Annotated in this window: 12 protein-coding genes and 2 pseudogenes; 10 read left to right on the top strand and 4 right to left on the bottom strand. The window is 61.1% G+C overall.

The window, feature by feature from the left end; genetic code table 11:
• Nucleotides 1-37 precede the first annotated feature (37 nt).
• The 3 genes and pseudogenes from HQ394_RS07850 to istB all read left to right on the top strand — a co-directional run bounded on the left by HQ394_RS07850 (nt 38) and on the right by istB (nt 3,518).
• The gene (locus HQ394_RS07850; RefSeq protein ID WP_223291945.1) at nt 38-436 is read left to right on the top strand and encodes a BRO-N domain-containing protein; all 399 of its coding nucleotides are present in this window, start codon (nt 38-40) and stop codon (nt 434-436) included.
• 515 nt (nt 437-951) lie between these two features.
• A pseudogene (gene istA / locus HQ394_RS07845) lies at nt 952-2,454 on the top strand (IS21 family transposase).
• Nucleotides 2,451-3,518 (top strand): IS21-like element helper ATPase IstB, encoded by a 1,068-nt coding sequence (gene istB / locus HQ394_RS07840; protein WP_317629017.1) that lies wholly within the window; start codon nt 2,451-2,453, stop codon nt 3,516-3,518. The pseudogene istA and the gene istB overlap by 4 nt, the downstream one beginning before the upstream one ends.
• Here the strand turns inward: istB and traA are convergent.
• Nucleotides 3,496-6,489 carry a Ti-type conjugative transfer relaxase TraA gene (gene traA / locus HQ394_RS07835; protein WP_190262774.1) on the bottom strand — a complete coding sequence of 998 codons (2,994 nt, stop codon included), beginning with the start codon at nt 6,487-6,489 and terminating at the stop codon, nt 3,496-3,498. The two genes, istB and traA, sit on opposite strands and share 23 nt — an antisense overlap.
• Nucleotides 6,490-6,660: 171 nt before the next feature.
• On the opposite strand from traA, the gene HQ394_RS07830 reads away from it, so the two are divergent.
• Together HQ394_RS07830 and HQ394_RS07825 are read left to right on the top strand one after the other, a co-directional pair.
• Nucleotides 6,661-6,987: a conjugal transfer protein TraD gene (locus tag HQ394_RS07830; RefSeq protein WP_190263192.1), complete on the top strand. Its 327-nt coding sequence runs from the start codon at nt 6,661-6,663 to the stop codon at nt 6,985-6,987.
• Nucleotide 6,988: 1 nt separating this feature from the next.
• Nucleotides 6,989-7,207 carry a conjugal transfer protein TraD gene (locus HQ394_RS07825; RefSeq protein WP_190262773.1) on the top strand — a complete coding sequence of 73 codons (219 nt, stop codon included), beginning with the start codon at nt 6,989-6,991 and terminating at the stop codon, nt 7,205-7,207.
• Here HQ394_RS07825 and HQ394_RS07820 read toward each other — a convergent pair.
• From HQ394_RS07820 to HQ394_RS21110, 3 genes and pseudogenes are all read right to left on the bottom strand, one after another.
• A complete protein-coding gene (locus HQ394_RS07820; protein WP_190262772.1) occupies nt 7,204-8,064 on the bottom strand; it encodes a nucleotidyl transferase AbiEii/AbiGii toxin family protein in 861 nt (286 codons plus the stop codon). The genes HQ394_RS07825 and HQ394_RS07820 overlap by 4 nt on opposite strands.
• Complete coding sequence (locus tag HQ394_RS07815) at nt 8,061-8,657, bottom strand: type IV toxin-antitoxin system AbiEi family antitoxin (RefSeq protein ID WP_263053778.1); 597 nt, start codon at nt 8,655-8,657, stop codon at nt 8,061-8,063. The genes HQ394_RS07820 and HQ394_RS07815 overlap by 4 nt, the downstream gene beginning before the upstream one ends.
• A gap of 50 nt (nt 8,658-8,707) precedes the next feature.
• A pseudogene (locus HQ394_RS21110) lies at nt 8,708-8,815 on the bottom strand (hypothetical protein); the annotation flags it as partial.
• A 284-nt stretch (nt 8,816-9,099) separates the two neighbouring features.
• On the opposite strand from HQ394_RS21110, the gene HQ394_RS07810 reads away from it, so the two are divergent.
• From HQ394_RS07810 to HQ394_RS07790, 5 genes are all read left to right on the top strand, one after another.
• Nucleotides 9,100-9,294 (top strand): helix-turn-helix domain-containing protein, encoded by a 195-nt coding sequence (locus HQ394_RS07810; RefSeq protein WP_175095440.1) that lies wholly within the window; start codon nt 9,100-9,102, stop codon nt 9,292-9,294.
• Nucleotides 9,295-9,313: 19 nt separating this feature from the next.
• Nucleotides 9,314-12,100, top strand: a complete 2,787-nt coding sequence (locus tag HQ394_RS07805) for a class I SAM-dependent DNA methyltransferase (RefSeq protein WP_190262771.1) — start codon at nt 9,314-9,316, stop codon at nt 12,098-12,100.
• Nucleotides 12,097-13,128, top strand: a complete 1,032-nt coding sequence (locus tag HQ394_RS07800) for a phospholipase D-like domain-containing protein (RefSeq protein WP_190262770.1) — start codon at nt 12,097-12,099, stop codon at nt 13,126-13,128. The genes HQ394_RS07805 and HQ394_RS07800 overlap by 4 nt, the downstream gene beginning before the upstream one ends.
• Nucleotides 13,129-13,138: 10 nt before the next feature.
• Nucleotides 13,139-15,196 (top strand): DEAD/DEAH box helicase, encoded by a 2,058-nt coding sequence (locus HQ394_RS07795; protein WP_190262769.1) that lies wholly within the window; start codon nt 13,139-13,141, stop codon nt 15,194-15,196.
• The gene (locus tag HQ394_RS07790; RefSeq protein WP_456151503.1) at nt 15,189-16,589 is read left to right on the top strand and encodes a GIY-YIG nuclease family protein; all 1,401 of its coding nucleotides are present in this window, start codon (nt 15,189-15,191) and stop codon (nt 16,587-16,589) included. Before HQ394_RS07795 ends, HQ394_RS07790 begins: the two co-directional genes overlap by 8 nt.
• Nucleotides 16,590-18,607: the final 2,018 nt, after the last annotated feature.

The raw sequence follows: 18,607 nt of genomic DNA, 5'->3' as shown, positions 1-18,607 counted from the left end.
GGGCACTGCCAAAACTGCCAAAAGGTATGCGAACACCTTGACAACAGAACTGCCAAAACTGCCAAAACTGTCAAAAGCCCTACCGCGCCCGGCGGCTGATGCGCAACAAACGACGCTGCCGAGCGGGCTTGGCTATGCCAATGCCACCGATGCGATGAACAGGCATTGCCGTGGGGTCGCAAAACGCTACCCCATCGTAGATGCCCTGGGTCGGATGCAGGAAGCTCGTATCCTAGCGGAGGCCGACGTGCTTCGGCTGATCGTGCATAGCAACCTTCCGGCGGCCGAGCAGTTCGAGCGTTGGGTCTTCGAGGAAGTCCTGCCGACGATCCGTAAGACGGGAGGCTACGGTAAGGCACGCGATCCGATGGACGTGTTGAACGACCCGGAGGGCTGGCAGCGCTGCTGCTGGCTGAAGACAGAAACGGCGCCCTGATGTTTGCCGGCCGGCACCGGGCCCATGTAGAGCACCAGCTTCTCCAGCTCGCTGCGGGTGATCGCTAGTGATCAGCCGGCGGTGACCGCACCAAGGACATCACCAGGGCAAAGCCGACGTGGGTCAGGCCGGAGTTCATTGCCCGTGTGCGACACTTCGGACGTGGCTCCGAGGGCCTTATACGCCATCCTGTTTATCGCGGTATCCTGCCGGCGGATGAGGGGAGTAGAGAGACGGCATAGCGCCACGGATAGGCCTCGGGCCTGAAAAAGAGATTATGGCTCATTTTCTTTTCGCTTCGCGCCATTCCCAGGGCTCGATGAACGTCCCTTGCCACACGCCACGCTTAGCGGCCCTGGCTTTCTCCTCCTCGGGGACGTATCTGACCGAGTACTTCCGGAACTGTGTATGGCGGTGACAAATTAGGCCACGTAGCGGCGGTGATTGGTGCTGCCGCGCCGGAGTAAAATCTGGCCAGTGGTTAGGCTGTCTCTTTTTTGTGGGGGCGGCCGGGGATGTTTGCCGTGGAAGTCTACGCCGCCGTTCGGCATTTCGTTTTCATCGAGGGCAACAGCCGGCGTGAGGCGGCCCGGGTGTTCGGGCTGAGCCGTGAGACGGTTTCGAAGATGTGCCGGTTCTCGTTGCCGCCCGGCTACACGCGAACGAAGCCGGTGAAGAAGCCGAAGCTCGGGGTGCTGCTGCCGGTGATCGACGCCATCCTCGAGGCCGACAGGACGGCGCCTTCGAAGCAGCGGCATTCGGCCAAGCGGATCTTCGAGCGACTGCGCGACGAGCACGGTTATGCCGGCGGTCTGACGGTGGTGAGGGACTACGTCCGGGTTGCTCGGGGAGATTGCGGGAGACCTTCGTGCCGTTGGCTCATCCGTCCGGTCATGCGCAGGTCGACTTTGGCGAGGCGATCGGCGTGATCGGCGGCGTCCGGCAGAAGATCCACTTCTTCTGCATGGACCTGCCGCAATCGGATACTCCTTTCGTGAAGGCCTATCCGGCGGAGACGACGGAAGCCTTCCTCGACGGGCATGTGTCGGCATTCGCATTCTTCGGCGGCGTGCCGTTGTCGGTGCTTTACGACAACACGACGCTCGCGGTGGCGAAGATCTGCGGCGACGGCAGGCGGGAGCGCACCCCGGGCCTTTACGGAACTGCAGAGCCATTACCTGTTCCAGGATCGCTTCGGCCGTCCCGGCAAGGGCAACGACAAGGGCAAGGTCGAGGGGCTGGTGAAGTATGCTCGATCGAACTTCCTGACGCCGATCCCCCAGGCGGCAAGCTTCGACGATCTCAATGCCATGCTGGAAGAGCGCTGCCGGCAGCGACGAGGCGAACGCGCCGGTCGCCACGGCGAAACCATCGGCGAGCGTCTCGTCGCCGACCTCGAAGCCTTCCGGGATTTGCCGGCGGTGCCATTGGAGCCGAGCGAGAAGCGGGCGGCCCGTGTCTCATCGACCGCCCTGGTCCGCTACCGCGGCAACGACTACTCGGTACCGACGGCATACGGCTTCCGGGATGTTGTGGTGAAGGGCTTCGTCGACGAGGTGGTGATCCTTTGTGCCGGCGAGGCGATCGCCCGGCATCGTCGTCGCTGCTATGGCACGGGCACCTTCGTATTCGAGCCGCTGCACTATCTGGCGCTGATCGAGACGAAGCCGAATGCCCTCGACCAGGCGGCGGCGCTGAAAGACTGGGATCTGCCGGAGGCGTTCCAGCACCTGCGCCATCTCCTCGAGGCGCGCATGGGCAACCGCGGCAGGCGGGAGTTCATCCAGGTGCTGCGGCTGATGGAGGCGATCCCGATGGAGATGGTGGCGAGCGCGGTCAGCGAAGCGATCCGGCTCGGCGTCATCGGCTTTGATGCGGTCAAGCAGATTGCTCTGGCGCGCGTCGAGCGGCGGCCGGCCCGGCTCGACCTGACGGCCTATCCACATCTGCCGAAAATGGACGTCAGGATGACGGCGGCGGCTGACTACGCCGTTCTCGTTCCCGGGACAACGGCATGACCGGCAAGGCGGGCGCTGATGCGATGCCGGCGGGAACGACAAGCGGCACACCGCAGGTTCTGCTGGCGCATCACCTCAAGCAGTTGAAGCTGCCGACCGTTCTGCGGGAATACGACAAGATCGCCCGCGAATGCGCACGCGACGGCGTCGATCATCCCCGCTATCTGCTGCGCCTGGTGGAACTCGAACTGATCGACCGAGAACGCCGAATGGTCGAGCGGCGGATCAAGGCAGCACGCTTCCCGGCGGTCAAAAGCCTCGACACCTTCGACTTCACCGCGATTCCCAGCCTCAACAAGATGCTGGTGCTCGAGCTGGCCCGCTGCGAGTTCATCCTGCGCCGGGAGAACGTCATCGCGCTCGGCAACAGTGGCACCGGCAAGACCCATGTCGGGCTCGCCCTCGCTCTTGCCGCCTGCCAGAAGGGGTTCACCGTCGCCTTCACCACCGCAGCCGCCCTCGTGCACCAGTTGATGGAGGCGCGTGACGAGCGCCGCTTGCTGAAGCTGCAACGCGATCTCCAGTCGGTGATGTTGCTCATCGTCGACGAACTCGGTTACCTGCCGCTGTCGCCGACCGGGGCGGAACTTCTGTTCGAGGTGTTCTCCCAGCGCTACGAGCGCGGCTCGACCCTCGTCACCTCCAATCTGCCGTTCGAGGACTGGACCTCGGTGCTGGGATCGGAACGGCTCACCGGCGCGCTGCTCGACCGCCTGACCCACCACGTCCATATCCTCACCATGAACGGCGACAGCTACCGGTTGAAGCAATCCGCCGGANCGTCGCCGTCCCCCCACCGCAGCCGATCGGGCGGAGCAAAACCAGACCACCGCCGAGACCGTCGATCCCGAGACCGGCAAAACCAGCAAGCCCTGATCCCCGAGGCAAAGCCGACGCACGGCAAGGGGCCCGATCGGGCCCCTTGCCGTGATTGCACCGCTCTCGCCCAAATGGCCTGCTTTGACTCCGCTACAGTGGCCCAGAATTGCTCCGCCGTTGACAGGCGTTCATTTTCACGTCTCCTGCGGTTTGGGGTGACGGCTAGAGTCCGAGCCCCCGGTTGAGTTCCCATTCGAGGCGGTAGAGGCGGGCCAGTTCCCGGCCGATGCCGCCGCCGCTCTTCCGGGCGCTCTCGATCTGGAGGCCGAGTTCCTGCTTGCGGATGGCGATCATGGATTCGAGCTGCGGATCGCGTTCGAGTTGTTTGGCCATGTCGGACATGAGCGCGCGGGTGTCCCGGTGGCCGCCGTAGTTTCCGGCGTCGAACTGGCGGACGCTCTTTTGGTCGAGGACCTTGAACGTCTCGATCCACTCTTCGGCGCGGCGCTCATGGCCGAGGCGGATTTCCCGCTCGCCATGCATGGCCTGGATGGCGCGGCCAGTCGCGCCGCCGGCCGCTGTCTCGCGGGCCAGGGCCGGATCGCGGCGATAGGCGGCTTCCATGTCGTGCGCGACATGCTTGCCGTAGTCGTCGAGGGTCTGACGGGTCTTCTGAAGTTCGACCTTCTGGTGGGGCAGGACAGGCAGTTCCTTGTCCTGCATGTCCCAGATGCGAGTCAGAGCGCGGGCGTGGCGTTGCACGGCCTGGTCCCGCGCCAGCATTTTTCGGTCGTTGTGTCCCGCGCGGGCNACGGCGCGATCGGGCCGGAATCCGGCAAAAGCGCCGCGCCGCTCGGGCTCCACCCCTTGTCTTTCCCTTTCCGACGCCTGTCCGCCATCGACGGGCAAGCGCAGGCCGTCGAACATGCCGCGCACCTTGTCCGGCACGATGGCACGCACGATCTCGGCAACGCGCTCGCGGACGGTGATGCCGCGCCGCTCGGCATAGCCTTGCGCCGGGTCAAGCCGCGCGTAATCCGACGCCATGTCCTTGGCCCGGTCGCGCGACAGCGTGCGGACGAGCCGGTCCTCGCTGATGAAGTCGTCGCGGCCGTAATGCAGATCCAGACTGGCCCGGTGGCGCGACAGCGCGACATAGCTCGAATGGGCGTCCAGGCCCGGCGTCGCCAGCACGTGGGTGCGGTCCACCGTCATGCCTTGCGCCTTGTGGATGGTGGCGGCATAGCCGTGGTCGAGGCGGTCATAATCCTTGAGGTCGAACGAGACGCTGAGCCCGTCGTCGGTGCGCACGGTGATGGATTGCGGGCTGACGTGCTCGATGGTGCCGAGCGTGCCGTTCTTCACGCCGAGACTGCGTTCGTTTTGCAGGAACATGATGCGGTCGCCGCGGGCGAAGCTGCGCGCGCCGCGCTCGACCGTGACGCGCACGTCATCGCCGAGATCGCCGGCGGCCCGCATCCGCTCGCGCGCGGCGTCGTTCAAGGTGCGAACCTCGTCATTGGTGTGGGTGAGGATGATGCGGCTCAAGTCCGGTGACGCCTGCCGGTCGCGATCCCAGCGGTCGATCAGATTTTCGCGCGCCTGCTCGCGGGACGCTGCCTCATGCACCATGCCATGGGTGTCATAGGCCTGGATCGCATCGCGGGTGCGACCGGTCGCCAGATCGCGGGTGGCGTCGCGCTGCCAGCCCTCGCGCTGGCGGCGCACCTCGCCGATTTCCGCGCCACCGTGGCGCTCAACGATCGAGCGGAATGCCGCGCCGGTCTCGATCGATTGCAACTGCTGCGGATCGCCGACCAGCACCACCTTGGCGCCGGCCTCGGCGGCATGGCAAAGCACGTGCTCCAGCTGGCGCGTGCCGACCATGCCCGCCTCGTCGATCACCAGGACATCGCGCGCGGTGAGCGCGTCGCGGCCCTGTCCCCAGCCATGTTCCAGGCTGGCGATGGTGCGCGAGGCAATGCCCGATCCACTTTCCAGATTCTCGGCGGCGATGCCGGACAGCGCCGCGCCCCGGACCTCATAGCCCGCCGCCTCCCAGGCCTCCCGCGCCACGCCCAGCATTGCGCTCTTTCCCGTTCCGGCAAAGCCGACGACGACGCCAAGACCGCGCCCGCCCGTGACATGCGCCAACGCGTCGGCCTGCTCGCCGGAAAGAACGAGGCCGCGCGCTTCCGCACGCGCCAGCGCCGCCTTTCTGTCGGCGTCATTCACCTCATGGCGTTGCCGGTCCGCCATCAGTTCGGCGGCGCGGTGCAGGCGCTGTTCGGTCTCGATCATCGCACGGGTGGTGAAGCGATCCTCGCCCCGTCCGTCCTGGCCGAGTTCAACCAGATCGGGCGCACTGCGCATCGCGCCCATCACAGCGTTGAACTGGTCGATGCCGTCGCTGTGCCGATGCGCGAACATCGCCATGTCGCGGCGCGTGAAGGTCGATTGCTGATGCGTGATGGCGTCGAGTGCCAGAGTTGGATCGGCGATGATTCGCGCGCCATTGCCGCGCGCGATCTCGCGGTGCATGTCGGCACGGTCGGCTTCAAGCCCCTGATCCTCGATGCGCTGCGCCGGCGCGCCGATCTGGCTTTGCGGCTCCAGCGCGATGCCCTGCACCTCCAGGCTACGATGGTCGATGCGCGCGTCGATGTCGAGCTCAGCCAGCCGCTCGTTGGCCAGCTCGGCCCAGCGTTCCCGCCACCGCTCGACCATCCCGGTGCGGTTCCACTCCCGCACCTTTTGGCCGAAGCCATTCTCGTCGACCGCGCGCATGGTCAGCATGACATGGGCATGGGGCTTCGGCAGGCCATCGGTGCCGATATCCCAATGCACATTGAGGTCGGCGATCATGCCCTGGTCGACGAATTCGGCCTGCACGAAGTCGCGAGCGAGTTCGATGCCCTGGCGCTCACTCATCTCGCGCGGCAGGGCGAACTCGACTTCGCGGGTCAGCTGCGCGTCGCGCCGCACCTCGAAGGCTTCGACGTCATTCCACAGCCGCTCGCGGTCGCGCCACGCCTCGGGCGCATCCTCCGGCAGCATGACCTCGGAATGGAGGATGCCGCGCTTGGCGGAGAAGTCGTGGCTGCGCTCAAGCCGGTCGTCGCGCAGGCGCGAGGCCGAGCGGTAGGCGGCCGACGCCACCGCGCTGGAGCCGGATTTGCGGCCAATGACCTTGACGTGAAGATGATAGATCGCCATCGCGACCCGATCATCAGCACGGCGAAGCGCACGTCGGAACGACGTATAAGCGCGCCCTCGAAACAAATTTCTCGGGAATGCCCGAGCCGTTCCAAGCCGTCCCGGCAACCCTACAGCATTCCGGCAGACGCTCAACTATCATCGCGCCATCAACAGTTCCTGGAGAACATGATGCGCAAGCCGCGGGACTTCGATGCGGAGCTGAAGTCGCTCGAAGACAAGGCGCGAGACCTCAAGAGCCGCAAGGTGCAGCAGCTCGGCGAACTGGTGATCGCCACCGGCGCCGATGCGCTCACCGCCGACGAACTGGCCGGCGCGCTGATGGTGGTGACGGAAACGAAAGATGCAGGAAAGCGGGAGGCCTGGGCGAAGCGCGGCGCCGCGTTCTTTCGAGGGCGGGCACGACGATCTGCGCCATCGCCTGACCGCGACACTGGCGGCGCTGCGACGCAATCGGGCGATGCGCAACCGGCACCTGGCGGCGCGGGCGCGACATGACATGCGCACCTGGCAGGTCGAACGCCGCAAGCGCACACGCCATCTGATCGAACTCGGCGGCATGGTCATCAAGGCCGGGATCGTGGACCTGACTGGCGATGATCGTGCAATGATCTACGGCGCACTGCTTTGGACGGCCGACAGGCTCCGAAGCGATCAGGGCGAACACGCGCGGGCGCTCTGGACCGCGAGGGGGAAGCAGGCATTCGACGATGATTAGACTCCAAACCGCTCCCGCATTTCCTTGGCCTTTGCCCATTCGTCGCCGGGTATCCGGTCGATCAGTTCCTTCATCACCCGGACAAACGTGGTCTTGAGCGTTTCGTCGGTCAGGGCCTTGGCGCGATCTGTCTGAAGCAGCGGCCGCATGTCGGTGAAGAAGGTCGGATTGGCGAGTTTCTGGAACATTCGCTGCTGCGCCTCGGCCCTGGAAACCGTCACCTCTGCCTTTTCGAGATAGAGCCGGAAACATTCGACGATCCGGGCCGTGTTCAGCCCCTCGAACACAGTGAGCGCGTGATCGAGATCGAACAGATCACGCCCCTTGTTGCGTTGAAGCAAAGCCCGCAACTTGGTCGCCAGCATTTCCTCCCGCGAGAAGGTTGGGATCGCGGCCTCGCCGGCGAACCACGGATTTTCGACACCGAACGGAATCTCGATGGGCGGATCGTAGGCTTCCCGCTCGCGTGTGTTGATTTCGATCTTGAGCCTTATCGGGCTCGGCGAATCTCTGTCTTCGGCTTCGACCGTGTATTTGAGTTTGGGCGCAACGGGGCTTTGATCGAAGCGCGGCTTGCCCAGCCACCGATCAAGAACGTCATGCAGGTGGTCCAATAGCGGGCTGATGGGACCGGCGGTCGTCCGGACAAGGTCGATGTCCTCTGAATAGCGCAGCGGGGCAGGGAAATGCAGCTTGTTGAGCGCCGTGCCGCCACGGAAGCGCAGTTCGCCGCGCAGGAACGGATCGGAGAAGATGGCGACAAGCGCGCGGCTGATGATGAGGTCTTGCTCGACTTGCCGCTGGCTTGCCCACGGCGCGACGCGGCTCCAAGCGGTGATGTAATCCTGCGGGATCATTCGTCGATCTCCGGCGGTCGGCGGACGATCACGCGCCAGCGGTCATCGCGTTCGGATGGCGGCGGTGACAAATCGGGATCGCGCGCCTGTTTGGGATCGAGTTCGACCCACGGCAGCGGCCCGCGCGCCGACAGCGCCGCGAACATCGGCTCCGCAACCTGCGGATGCTCCAGCCTTCCGAGCAGATGCCCAAGGCGTTGCACCACTGCTTTCTCGAAGGCGCCCGACAGGGAGGCGAGCCTTTCCGGTTGCAGCCGTTCGGCAAGCTCGGAAAGCACCGTCGCGATGTTGTCCAGGCCCGCGCCAGATTGCGGGTAGCGCACCAGATCGAGTGCCGTGAGTTCCGGCGAGGACAGCTTCATATAGCCCGATTGCGTCTTGCGATCCTCGATCCCCGCCGCCACCGCCGCCATGTCCTTGCGGTAGGAAAAGACGATCCGCGTCCGTCCGGCCTCAATGTCGGGCAGGAGTTTGTCCGTGACGACCTGAAACTCCATGACGGCCTGATGGGAAGCGCCGTGGGCCGCCGCCGCGGCCAGCAGCCCCACATAGTAGGGCCGTTTTCGTGGCGCATTAGGGCGTCGATGTACCACTCGGGCGGTGGCGCGCCCGTCGTAGCGTGTTGTGGCGGTACGACCACGTAGAAACCGCGCCTAGGCCGGATAAGCTGGCCGCGCCGCTGCAAACGCTCGGCGGCGTCGAGGAACGCGCCCCGGCTGACGCCGATCTCCTTCTGCGCCTCATCCGCAGAAAAGACCCCCGGCCCCTAGCCAGCAGACCGGAGGCGTAGGAGGATAGGGCTGATCGTTCGACTCGGATCATATCTCACTATCCGCTCTTAGCGCGGATTTTTCAATATGACACTATAATCGGATCGTTCTTAAAAATCCGCTTTCAGGGCGGATTTTCCAATATGATGCTATGGCGGCTTCGTTTCCTGCCGTAATTTGCCGCGAGGACCGTGGACCACCACTATCTTCTCGAATTTTCTCTGATCCTCAATATGCTTCACGGGGCGCGACTCACGGCGGGCGCATGGCCGACGAAATACTGACGATCCGGGAGGTGGCCGAGCTTCTCAAGCTCAATGAGAAGACCGCCTACAAGCTCGCCCTCGCGGGTGAGATTCCCGGCTTCAAGGTCGGCGGGTCGTGGCGCTTCGAGCGGCAGGCAATCGCAAGCTGGATCAAGCGCAAGGTCGAGGAGCAACAGAAAGGACGACCGGCATGAAGGCCGGTGCAGGGGACGTATGAACGCCGTCGAGATCGAGGAAGCCATATCGGCGCTTGCCGAGCTGCCGTTCGACGGCAGCGAGTTCCCGTTTGCCTTCCTGCAAGCCTTCGGGAACAAGGACACCACGATCAGGCGGCTGCGCACCGGATCGACCAACGCATCCGACCTGCCCGGCGGCGTTCTCCAGCGGAACAACATCCACATCGCCGTCGCCGCGCCCGGCTCGGTGACGCAGACCCTTGCTGCGCTGCGAGCCAGCCCAGCCACGGGGAAGGCCAAGGCGAGGTTCATCCTCGCCACCGATGGCGACGGCTTCGAGGCCGAGGAGTTGGAGTCCGGCGAGACGGTCGCCTGCGCCTATGCCGACTTCCCCAATCATTTCGGCTTCTTCCTGCCCCTGGCCGGCATCACCACGGTCAAGCAAATCCGTGAAAGCTCGTTCGACATTCGGGCGACCGGCCGCTTGAACCGGCTGTATGTGGAGTTGTTGAAGGACAACCCTGACTGGGGCGCGGCCGACCGCCGCCCCGACATGAACCATTTCATGGCCCGGCTGATCTTCTGCTTCTTCGCGGAGGACACCGACATCTTCAACGGCGAGGGCCTGTTCACTGCCACCATCGAGCAAATGAGCGCGCGGGACTCGTCCAACACCCATGAGGTGATCGGCGAATTGTTCCGCGCCATGAACACGCCCATCGCTCAACGGGCGACCGCCAAGCTGCCGCGCTGGGCAGACATATTTCCCTATGTGAACGGCGGGCTGTTCTCCGGCAGCCCCGCGGTGCCGCGTTTCAGCAGGATCGCGCGCTCCTACCTTCTCCATATCGGCGGCCTCGATTGGAGGAAGATCAACCCGGACATTTTCGGGTCGATGATCCAGGCTGTGGCGGACGATGAGGAGCGCGGCGCGCTCGGGATGCACTACACGAGCGTCCCGAACATCCTGAAGGTGCTCAATCCGCTTTTCCTCGACGACCTGCGCGCGCGGCTCGACGAGGCCGGGGACAATCCCCGCATGTTGCTGAACCTGCGCAAGCGCATGTCGCGGATCAGGGTCTTCGACCCGGCCTGCGGCTCCGGCAACTTCCTCGTCATCGCCTACAAGCAGATGCGGGAGATCGAGGCCACGATCAACAAGCGGCGCGGCGAGCCGGACAGGCGGAGCGAAATCCCGCTGACCAACTTCCGGNGGATCGAGCTGCGCAGCTTCCCGGCCGAGATCGCGCGCCTCGCCCTCGTCATCGCCGAGTACCAGTGCGATGTGCTCTACCGCGGCCAGAAGGAAGCCTTGCGGGATTTCCTGCCCCTCGACGCAATGAACTGGATCACTTGCGGCAATGCGCTACGGCTGGATTGGCTGAGCATCTGCCCGCCCACGGGAACCGGGGTGAAGCATCATGCCGATGACCTGTTTCACACGCCTCTCGATCAGGCGCAGATCGACTTTGAGAACGAAGGCGGTGAGACGTATATTTGCGGGAATCCACCATATTTGGGCAGCAAATGGCAAAAGAATGATCACAAGGAAGACCTAAAAGCGATCTTCGATAGCCGAACTCCAGCATGGAAGTCTCTCGACTATGTGGCCGGCTGGTTCATGAAGGCGGCCGACTACGGTCTGAGATCGAAGGCGTCCGCCGCATTTGTGTCAACAAACTCTATTTGCCAAGGGCAACAGGTCCCGATTTTATGGCCGCTCATTTTTGAAACGGGTCACCAGATTTCCTTCGCCCATACTTCATTCAAATGGGCAAACCTCGCGAGCCACAATGCTGGTGTCATTGTAGCCATCGTTGCAATATCGCGTGACCTATCGCCGCCCAAACGCCTGTTCTCCATCGCTGATGACGGTTCTGTAATCGAGAGGCAGGTCAGCAACATTAACGCCTACCTTGTAGCTGGAGCGAATAAGGCCATCAACGTTGCGCGGAGCCCGATCGCAAACTTGTCTCCGATGCTATTTGGAAACATGCCGCGAGACGGCGGACATTTTATTCTATCGGCGGATGAGAGAGCGAAACTTTTAACATCATGTCCTGAACTCGCTCGGTTTATCCGACCCTATCTTGGGTCTGAGCAGATGATCCAGGGAAAGCCTCGCTGGTGCATCTGGATTGAAGCCAAGGACTCCGAATTCGCGAATGCGCACCCATATTTGCGCGCCCTGTTGGGCCGCGTGCGCGAGTTCCGTGCCGGTAGTGCAGCCGCATCTACTCGGGATTTTGCTTCCAAGCCCTACCGCTTCGTCCAGATTGCAGGCACAGCCAATAACCACACATTGGCCGTGGCGAAGGTCTCCTCCGAAAGAAGGCCATACCTGCCGGTACACCTCTTTGATCGAGAGACGATCGTGAGCGACCTGTTGTTCGCTCTCTACGATGCGCCGTTGTGGAACATGTCGATCGTGGCGTCACGCCTTCACCTGGTCTGGATAGGCACTGTCTGCGGGAAATTGAAAACCGATTTCCGCTATTCAAATACTCTTGGCTGGAACACCTTCCCTGTCCCGACGCTGACCGACAAGATGAAGGCCGACCTGACCCGCTGCGCGGAGGACATCCTGTTGACGCGTGAGGCGCATTTCCCGGCGACCATCGCCGATCTCTACGACCCAGAAAAGATTCCTGCCGACCTGCAGGAAGCGCATGAACGCAACGACGAGGTGCTGGAGCGCATCTATATCGGCCGCCGCTTCCGCAACGACACTGAGCGGCTGGAAAAGCTGTTTGATCTATACCNNACACGTATGACGACGGTGAGTGAACCGGCCATGCCACGGGGGAGGGAGGCACGGGGATGAAGGCACAGGCGTTTATCCAATCTATCGAGGATCAGCCAACAACCCTGTCAGAGCTTCTTCGCGTACATAAGTGGGCGGAGACGGAAGATTTTTTGGGGCTCTACGCTTACGCGACGCAGTCAGGTGCGGTCGCATTCGATTTAGTTTTGGGCAGTGACTTCTGGGATGACGTTCCATCGAGGTGGTTATTTGGAATCGACTGTGGCCGGACGCAGCCACAAGCCCTCCGATTTATGATTGAAAAGCCAAATACTGAGGTGCGAATCTATGATGGGGCCTGGGTGGTGGAGCGGGATGGCTTCCTTCCAAGGCATGACTTTCACATGAAGGCGGGCTTCCTAATCAACAAAAACAAGACACGGTTTGGCATGGTTGTTGGCTCAGGAAATTTCTCGTCAAACGGATTTCGCCACGCTGCTGAATGCGGAGCGAGTTTCCACACAAGCATAAAGACAGAATTCAAAAAGACGTTTTATTCGGCGTTCAAGGCTGCGGAAACCCTCTGGAATGCTGCAACGCCGGCACAGGACATCATTGATTTATATGAAAACAGGTGGAAATCATCTGAATTTATTGAAGCTGGAGGAATTGATGAGCCCGCACCAAACTATGCCGATGTTGAAGCATTCTGGATTGAAGCGGGATATGTAACTCGAAACAGAGGGGCCGATAAGCCGGGAAATCAGATTGATATGCCGCGCGGTATGAACAGATACTTCGGCTTCAACGCGCCTGACAACCTTCCCGTAAATTCTATTATAGGGAATGTGACGTTCGAGCCTCCGTCTGGTGAATTGGTTTCCAATAATCTCAGACTTGGCAACAACAAGATGGAAAAAATCTCCCTTCCAATACCTGAGACGCATGGTTTCGACATGTGCGACGGAAAGGTACTTGTCTTCTCTCCGGAGGATGGTCGCTTCCGAATATGGGCATTGGAAGCCGCAGAGTTCGAAGCCGCATTTGGCCACCGGCTAGGAGCAGTTCGATTGATGGGAAGTGGAAGACGATACGGCTATATCAAGTGAGTAACATTGAATGACCTTGCCCCCAACCATCCCCTCCGTCTCCGTTTCTTATGCCCGCAACGGTTCGTCGACCAAGGCCAACGCCCTCGGGATGCGGCCCATGCAGGAGCGCGTCTATGAAAAGCGCGGCGAGGAATATCTGCTCATCAAGTCGCCGCCGGCGTCGGGCAAGAGCCGCGCGCTCATGTTCGTCGCGCTCGACAAGCTCGCCAACCAGGGGCTCAAGCAAGCCATTATCGTCGTGCCGGAGAAGAGCATCGGCGCGAGCTTCAACGACGAACCACTGACTCGATACGGCTTTTGGGCGGATTGGCATGTCGAGCCGAGGTGGAATCTCTGCAACGCGCCGGGCGGCGACAATGGCGGCAAGGTCAATTCTGTCGAGGTGTTCTTAGGCAGCGATGACAAGGTGCTGGTTTGCACCCACGCCACCTTCCGTTTCGCCGTGGACAGGTTCGGCGTGGAGGCGTTCGACAACCGGCTCATCGCCGTGGATGAGTTCCATCACGTCTCGGCCGATCCCGACAGCAAGCTAGGCCAGCATCTCGGCCAGCTCATCGCCCGCGAGAAGACGCATATTGTGGCGATGACGGGGTCGTATTTCCGGGGCGATGCCGTGCCCGTGCTGGCCCCACAGGACGAAGCAAAATTCGAGTCCGTCACCTACACCTATTACGAGCAGCTTAACGGCTACGAATATCTGAAGCATCTCGACATCGGCTATTTCTTCTATTCCGGCTCCTATGCTGACGACATTCTCGCCGCCCTCGACCCCGCCGAGAAAACCATTATCCATATTCCGAACGTCAATTCGCGTGAAAGCACGAAGGACAAGATCAAGGAAGTCGAACACATCATCGGCGCGCTCGGTGACTGGCAGGGCATCGACGCTGCCACGGGATTCCAGCTTGTCANNAAAACGCCGGGTGGCCGGACCCTCCGCATCGCCGATCTTGTCGATGACGACGCGAACAAGCGCGACCGTGTTTCCCTGGCGCTGAAAGACCCCACGCAGAAGAACAATCGCGATCATGTGGACATCATCGTCGCGCTGGGCATGGCCAAGGAAGGCTTCGACTGGATTTGGTGCGAACACGCTCTGACGGTGGGCTATCGCTCCAGCTTGACCGAGATCGTGCAGATCATCGGGCGCGCGACCCGCGACGCGCCGAACAAGACCCGCGCTCGCTTCACCAATCTGATCGCCGAACCAGACGCCGCCGAGGACGCCGTGACCGAGGCCGTCAACGACACGTTGAAGGCCATCGCCGCCAGCCTGCTCATGGAGCAGGTGCTTGCCCCGCGCTTCGAGTTCAAGCCGAAGAATCCGCAGAGCGGACCGACCCCAGGCTTCGACTATGGTGAAGGCGGCTACGATCCAAACAAGTGCAATGTTGGCTTCAACGAGGAGCGCGGTGTCTTCCAGTTCGAGATCAAGGGCCTTGTCGAGCCCAAGAGTCACGAGGCTGCGCGAATTTGCCAGCAGGATTTGAACGAGGTGATCGCAGCTTTCGTGCAGGACAAGACGACTATCGAGCGCGGTCTGTTCGACGACGAACTGGTGCCCGAGGAACTGACACAGGTTCGCATGGGTAAGATCGTGAAGGACAAGTATCCCGAGTTGAGCGACGAAGACCAGGAAGCGGTGCGCCAGCACGCTATTGCCGCGCTCAACATCACTCAGCAGGCCAAGCAATCCATGCTTGATCGCGTGAGCGGCGAACCCACAGCCAACACGGCCCTGATCGACGGCGTGCGCAAGTTTGCAATGGACGTGCGCGAACTCGACATCGACCTGATCGACCGCATTAACCCGTTCAAGGAAGCCTATTCGATCCTCGCCAAGACGATGAACGAGGAACGCCTCCAACAGGTGAAGGCCGCGATTGCCGCGAAGCGCACCACGCTGACGCCGGAGGAGGCGAAGGACTACGCCGTACGCGCGGTCAAGTTTAAGAAGGAGCGCGGACGGCTGCCTTCGATCAACTCGACCGATGCCTGGGAAAAGCTGCTGGCCGAAGGCGCAGCCGCCTTCGTACGCTTCAAGGATGAGGGCCGCTATGAGTGACCTTGACCTTGATGAACTGCGCGACGAACTCGCGGATTTCGTCCAGCCTGAAAAGAAAGGCGAACGCTCCGCGCGCGAGGAACACATCATTGCGGGCTTCGAGGAAATTCAGCGTTTCGCCCATCAGCATGGCCGCCTCCCGCAACATGGAGAGGGGCGTGACATCTTCGAGCGGCTTTACGCCACGCGCCTCGACCGCCTGCGCGCGCTGGAGGAGTGCCGTTCTCTTCTTGCACCGCTCGATCACCAAGGCTTACTTGCGGTTGCAGAGGACGCGGTTGCCGCTCTGGCGGAGGAAATGGACGACGATGAGTTGCTCGCCGAGCTAGAGGGCGCGGCAGGCGCGACGGACATCACCGATCTTCGCCACGTCCGCACCACCGCTGAAAAGCGCGCCGCCGAGGAAATCGCCAACCGCGAACGATGCGAGGATTTCGACCGCTTCAAGCCCCTATTCACGACTGTTCAGAACGACCTCGATAGCCGCGTGCGCATCACCCAACCGATCCGCAAGGACGCTGGCTTCCTGAAAACCGACATCAGGGCCGGGGAGTTTTTCATCCTTGGCGGCCAGGTCGCCTACGTCGCCGAAGTCGGTGAGCCCTTCAAAGCGCCCAACGGCGAAAGCGACGCCCGCCTTCGCGTCATCTATTCCAATGGCACCGAGAGCGACCTGTTGCTCCGCTCTCTGCAACGCGCCCTCTACAAGGACGAGGTGAGCCGCCGCGTGTCGGAACCGAGCGCCGGGCCGCTGTTCGCCAGCGAAAGTGAAGCCGACGACCTCGCCAGCGGCGCCATCTATGTTCTGCGCAGCCAGTCGGACAATGCCATTGTCGCCGCCAACCGCGACCTCGTTCACAAGATCGGCGTCACCGGCGGCGATGTCGCCAAGCGCATCGCCAATGCCAAGCTGGACCCGACCTTCCTGCTGGCGGACGTGGAGATCGTGGCGACCTACAAGCTGTTCAACATTAGCCGCATCAAGCTCGAAAACCTGATCCACCGCATCTTCGACCCGGCCCGGCTCGACATCGAGATCAAGGACAGGTTCGGCAACCCGGTCATCCCGCGTGAATGGTTCCTTGTGCCGTTGTTCGTGGTCGACGACGCGGTGGAGAAGATCAAGGACGGCACGATTACAGGATATGTCTACGATCCGAAGAGCGCCAGTCTTGTAAAGCACAGCGCGTCGCCGTCGCCGGGGGCTTGGCATGAGCAATGTCAACGTCAAGCGGCTGGTCGAGAACATCCGTTCCGGCACCAATATATACACACCGCTGGTCGAGCTAGTCGTAAATGCAATTCAGGCCATCGACGCAAAGGGCATACAGAACGGCTTGGTCGAAATCGAAGTGCTCCGAAACGGACAAGCCGACATGGTCGACCGCCTTGAGGACGTTGACGGCTTTAGGGTCAAGGACAACGGCATAGGCTTCACGAAGACCAACCGCGACGCTTTCGACACCCTCTACACCGAGCAGAAAATCGCGGATGGCGGCAAAGGATTTGGCCGCTTCACCTGCCTGAAATATTTTGACCGGGTGAAGGTATCCAGCACCTTCGCCGAAGGCGACGCCTTCCATGACCGTTCTTTCAGAATGGGCTTGGACAAGGACATCATCGTCGATGAAAAGGAAGGTCCGTCTCAGGCGCAGGCGGCCGGCGCTACCATCGAGATTTCCGGTATCAAGTCGGTCAGATTTCCCGACAAGAAGCTGGAAACTATCGGCCGTGTCGTAGTGGAACGGTTGCTGCCCTATTTCGTGGACCAAGATCGCTCCTGTCCGCGCGTGGTGATCTGGGAAGCCAAGAATCCATCCGATACCCTCTCCCTCAATGACTATCTAGGCAAGGAGAACAGCCAGATCGTCGAAATAAAGGTGGACGAAGGGACGTTTTCGCTATCAGCGAACAAAGATGAAAAATCCTTTCAGGTTCGCGTATTCAAATTCTTCGCGCCGCGAATGGCGAAGAGCAAGGTCAGTCTTGTTGCGCATCGGCGGGAGGTGACGGACAATCCGCTCCAAACATACATTCCTGAATTTGGGGAGGAGTTCTTCGAGCTAGGGCCGGATCAGGATTTGGCCAAGGGGCGCAACTTTGTCATCAAAGCCTATGTGTTCGGCGACTACCTAAACGACAACGTGTCCCTCGAAAGAGGCGAGTTTCGTTTTCAGACCGACACTGATCTATTGAACGGCATATCCCAGACCGACATCGAGCAGAAGGCCGCCGATATCGCGCAGTCGGCGGTGGGCACGGAGATCGCCGAACGGAAGAGGCGCAAGGAGGTGCGCATCGCCGAGTATGTGACCAATGACGCACCTTGGCATCGCGTCCTTGCAACAGAGGTAGATTTCAGCGCCCTGCCTATGCGGCCGTCAAATCAGGACATCGAACTTCATCTCCAAAAGAAGAAATATGAGCAGGAGATAGCGACGCGAACGCAGGTCACGGCGCTGCTGAACTCTAAGAACCCGGATGAGCTTGGAGAAAAAATCGCGCAGTTGATTCAGAAAATTTCGGACAATAGCAAGAATGACCTGATCCACTACGTCTCGATGCGTAAATGCGTCCTTGAGTTGTTCTCGAAATCGCTGGAAATCAAAGCCGATGGGAAACACCAATCCGAAGGTGAGGTGCATGACATCATCATGCCCCGCAAGAAGGATTCCGAGGAACTGAACTACGAGGCGCACAATCTCTGGATTTTGGACGAGCGGCTGAATTTCACGTCCTATATGTCGTCCGACAAACCCCTAAAATCGTCGGGAGATCGCACGGACATAACCATTTATAACCGCCGCGTGGCCTATCGTGGCGATAATGAAGCCAGCAATCCCATAACGATTTTTGAGTTCAAGAAGCCTCAACGGGACGATTTCGCCAACCCGTCCTCCAAGGAAGACCCAATTCAACAGATCATCCGCTATGTCAATCAAATCCGGGAAGGCAAGTTCAAGACCCCAACCGGCCGTGATATTCTCGTGAACGACACGACGCCATTCTACGGTTATGTCGTCTGCGACCTAACCCAAAAGGTCAAAGACTGGCTCCAAAAAGAGAAGAACTTTACGCCGATGCCTGATGGCCTGGGATGGTTCAACTGGTTCGGCAACATCAGCCTCTACATGGAGGTGGTTAGCTGGACGAAGCTGCTCCGCGACGCAGAAATGCGGAACAAGATATTTTTCAACAAGCTCGGTATCGACTGAGCGGCCCGGTGGTTGGTCGCTATAACGGAAACGTAATCCTCACTACTATCGGTCGTGGTCTAGCGAGGCGGGCGAGGGGCATCTGCTCTCGAAGTTCCGTCTCTTTTGGTCTGCATTTTCCCGGCGCTCGTTTATGATGCGGGCGCGTTTATGGCGGGACGGATCGCCATATAGAATCCGCGAATCCAGCGCCCTT

Source organism: Defluviicoccus vanus, assembly GCF_014672695.1.
Lineage (GTDB): Bacteria > Pseudomonadota > Alphaproteobacteria > Rhodospirillales > Defluviicoccaceae > Defluviicoccus > Defluviicoccus vanus.
Note: the sequence above shows the minus strand (reverse complement) of the source record. Positions and strands in the feature narration are given on the sequence as shown.